This is a genomic window from Streptomyces sp. E2N166 (assembly GCF_003671715.1).
GTDB lineage: Bacteria > Actinomycetota > Actinomycetes > Streptomycetales > Streptomycetaceae > Streptomyces > Streptomyces thinghirensis.
Window position 1 is genome coordinate 718,143 of the sequence record NZ_RAIF01000032.1, and the last position, 3,859, is coordinate 722,001.

The window sequence follows — 3,859 nt, forward strand, 5'->3', positions numbered from 1 at the left end:
GCCACCCGGAGCGGACGCAGGACCCGGGCCCGGCCCCGGTCCACGCGCCGGCTCCCTCCGCGGCCCCGGCCGCCCCCGTCTCCCCGGCCTCCCAGGACGACACCCTGCGCCAGGTGACGGATGTCTTCGCCCGTGTCCTGGAGATGACCCCCGACCAGCTCGACCCCGACCTCACCTTCGAGAACTACGGCGTGGACTCGCTGGTGGTCCTGGAGCTGACCCGCGCCCTGGAAGCCGTCCACGGCCCCCAGCCGGCGACCCTGCTGTTCGAGCGGATCACCATCCGTCAGCTGGCCGGGCACCTCGGCGCCCGCGCCCACAGCCCGGAGCCCCTCGGCACCCCTGACACCTCCCCTCAGCCCACCGCCCCTCAGCCCACCGCTCCCCAGCCCACCACCCCCGCAGAGACCGGGCCCGCCCCGGCCGGCGACGCCGAGCGCCTGGTCGCGGGCCTGTCCGACGCAGCCGTCGACGAGCTGCTGGCCGAACTGCTCCCCCAGCGCGGGCAGTCCGAAGGAGGCCGACGATGACTGCCGAGCCGTTCAGCTGTGTCGTGATCGGCGAGGAGACCCTCCTCGTCGAGTGCACCAGGCTGCTCGTGGCCCGCGGACACACGGTGGCCGCCGTGGTGTCCCCTTCCGCCGAGCTCCTCGACTGGGCCGGGCAGGAGGGGCTGCCCGCCGTGCCGTTCGACGCGGACCTCGCCGAGCGGCTGGCCCCGCTCCGCTTCGACTACCTGTTCAGCATCGCCAACCTCCGGATGCTTCCGGAGGAGGTGCTCGCCCTGCCCGCCCGGCTGCCCGTCAACTTCCACGACGGTCCGCTGCCCAGGCACGCGGGTCTGTTCGCCACCAGCTGGGCCATCCTCGACGGCGACAAGCAGCACGGTGTCACCTGGCACGTGATGCGCCTGGAGGCCGACGCCGGCGACGTGCTCAAGCAGCGCACGGTGCCCGTCGACCCGGCGGCCACGGTGCACGACCTCGACGTCGCCTGCTTCGAGGCGGGCGTCGAGTCCTTCGCCGAACTCGTCGACGAACTGGCCACCGGAACGGCCACCCGCACGCCCCAGGACCGGGGCCTGCGTACCTACCACGGCCGGTACGACGGCCTGCCCCGGGGCGGTGTGTTCGACTGGCGCCGGCCCGCCGCCGAACTCGACGCGCTGGTGCGCGCCACCGCGTTCGGGCGCCGCCGCAACGACTTCGGCACGGCGCTGCTCGCGTGCGGCGACGACCTGCTGGCGGTCCGCGCCGTGGAGGTCACCGACCGGCCCTCCACCGCCGAGCCCGGCACCGTCGTCGGCGCCGGCCCCGACGCCCTCACCGTGGCCACCGGCGACCAGGACGTCCGCCTCACCGACCTCGCCACCCTGGCCGGGGAACGGCTCGATCCCCTCGCCCTGGCCGAGGAACTCGACGGCCGCTTCCCGCAGCCGCCCGACACGGCCGTCGCCGAACTCGCGGACGCCGCCCGCGCCGCCCACCGCCAGGAGCGCCGCTGGCTGCGCACCCTGCGGTCACTGCGACCGGTGCTCCCGCCGAGGTTCGGCCCGCTGAAGCCGGTGGCCCGCCCGGCGGGCCCGGTCGCGCTGCCCGACGCCCTGCGGGAGCGGGGGACGGAGCCCGAGCGGTCGGCCCTCGCCGCCGTCCTGGCCTTCCTCACCCGGCTCACCCGGGGCGACGAGCGGCACGTCGCCGTGTCCGTCCCGCGAGCGGCCTCCCAGACCGCCTGCCGCATCCTCGCGCCGGACGTGCCCCTGCACACACCGGAAGGACTGCTCGACCAAACCCTTTCCGGCCTCACCGCACTGCTCGGCACCGCGCTCGACGGACTCCGGGACCGCACGCCGTACCGGCGCGACCTGCCCCTGCGCCACCCGGACCTGACCGGCGCCGCCCGCACCGGGCTGCCCGTCGCCGTCGTTCTGCCGGGTGGCGCGGCCGAACCGGGCGGCCGGCCGCTGACCGTCCGCGTCGACGCCGACGGAGCCGTCGGCTTCCACGCGGGCGCCGGACTGACCGCGGACCACGAGCGCTGGCTCGCCGGACACTTCGCCGCCTTCCTCGACGACCTCGCCGCCGACCCCCGCCGCCCGCTCGGCACCGCCGGCCTGCTCGCACCCGAGGAACGGGAACTGCTGCTCGGCCGGTGGAACGACACCGGCGAGGAGTATCCGCGCGAGAAGACCGTGACCCGGCTGGTCACCGACATCGCCTGCGCCGCACCGGACGCCACCGCCGTCCGCTTCCAGGACCGTGCCCTCGGCTACGGCGAACTCGACGAGGCCGCCGACCGGCTGGCCCGGCACCTCGCCGGCCTCGGCGCGGGCCCCGGCACGCTCGTCGGCGTCTACCTGGAGCGCTCGCCCGAACTGCTGGTCAGCCTGCTCGCCGTCCTGCGCACCGGCGCCGCCTACGTGCCGATCGACCCGATCTACCCGCCCGCCCGGATCGGCCACATGCTCCAGGACTCCGGCGCCCGACTGGTGGTGACCGACGAGACGCTGGGCGGCACCCTGGCGGAGTTCCCGGTGACCCCGGTACCGGTCGCCACCGCGCTCACCGCAGGGCCGCCGGCGGCCCCCCTCGACCGCTCCGACCCGGACGCTCCCGCCTATGTGATCTACACCTCCGGCTCCACCGGCCTGCCCAAGGGCGTCCAGGTCGGTCACCGGGCGCTGGTCAACTTCCTGTGGACCATGGCCCGCAGGCCCGGCTTCGACTCCCGGGACTCGCTGCTCGCGCTGACCACCGTGTGCTTCGACATCGCGGGCCTGGAGCTGTACCTGCCGCTGGTGCGGGGCGGCACCGTGGAGGTCCTCCCGGCCGCCGAGGCCGCCGACGGAGTCGCCCTGCGCGAGCGCGTGGAACGCTCCGCACCCACCGTCCTCCAGGCCACCCCGACCACCTGGCAGATGCTGATCGCCGCCGGCTGGACCGGCGATCCGGCGCTGCGGGCGCTGTGCGGCGGCGAACCGCTGCCTGACGAGCTGGCCGGGCAACTCGCGCCCCGTGTCGGAGCGTTGTACAACATGTACGGACCGACCGAGACCACCATCTGGTCCACCGTGGACCGGGTGTCGCCCGGCGAGGCGGCCACCATCGGCCGGCCCATCGGCAACACCCGCTGCCACGTCCTCGACGAGCGCGGCGTCCTGGTCCCGCCCGGCATCCCCGGCGAGCTGTACCTGTCCGGCGACGGTGTCGCCGACGGCTACCTCGGCCGGCCCGAGCTGACCGCCGAACGCTTCGTCACCGCCCCGGACGGCGGCCCCGGCCGCGCCTACCGCACCGGCGATCTGGTACGCCACCTGCCCGACGGCCGCCTGGAGTACCTGGAGAGGATCGACGGCCAGATCAAGCTCAACGGCTACCGGATCGAACTCGGCGAGGTGGAGTCCGCCCTGCGCCGGCTGCCCGGCGTCACCGCCGCCGTCGCCGTCGTCCGCGAGGACCGGCCCGGCGAACGCCGCCTGGCCGGCTACCTGGTCGGCCCGGCCGGTCCGCTGGACGCCGCCGGACTGCGCGCCGCCCTCGGCGAGCGCCTGCCCGCCTACATGGTTCCCTCCGCCCTCGTCGCCCTGCCCCGGCTGCCGCTCACCCCGAACGGCAAGGTCGACCGCAAGGCCCTGCCCAAGCCCGACGTCGGCCGCGTCGCCGGCGGCGCGGCCGACGTCCGTACCGACCTGGAGCGGCGCATCGCCCGGGTCTGGTGCGAGGCGCTCGGCGTGGAGCGGGTCGGTGCCGAGGACAACTTCTTCGACGTCGGCGGCGATTCGCTGCGTCTGACGACCGTGGTGGCGACCCTGCGCGAGAGGCTCGGCCTCCAGGTCACCCGCCTCGACATGTTCGGCCAT

2 protein-coding genes are annotated in these 3,859 nt (G+C 75.5%); both read left to right on the forward strand.

Translation table 11 applies throughout. The features are described 5' to 3' along the window. On the forward strand, positions 1 to 530 hold a 530-nt coding region (locus tag EBH09_RS30305; protein ID WP_193776615.1), incomplete at its 5' end, for an acyl carrier protein. Continuing rightward, on the forward strand, positions 527 to 3,859 hold a 3,333-nt coding region (locus tag EBH09_RS30310; RefSeq protein ID WP_121750078.1), incomplete at its 3' end, for an amino acid adenylation domain-containing protein. The genes EBH09_RS30305 and EBH09_RS30310, both read left to right, overlap by 4 nt.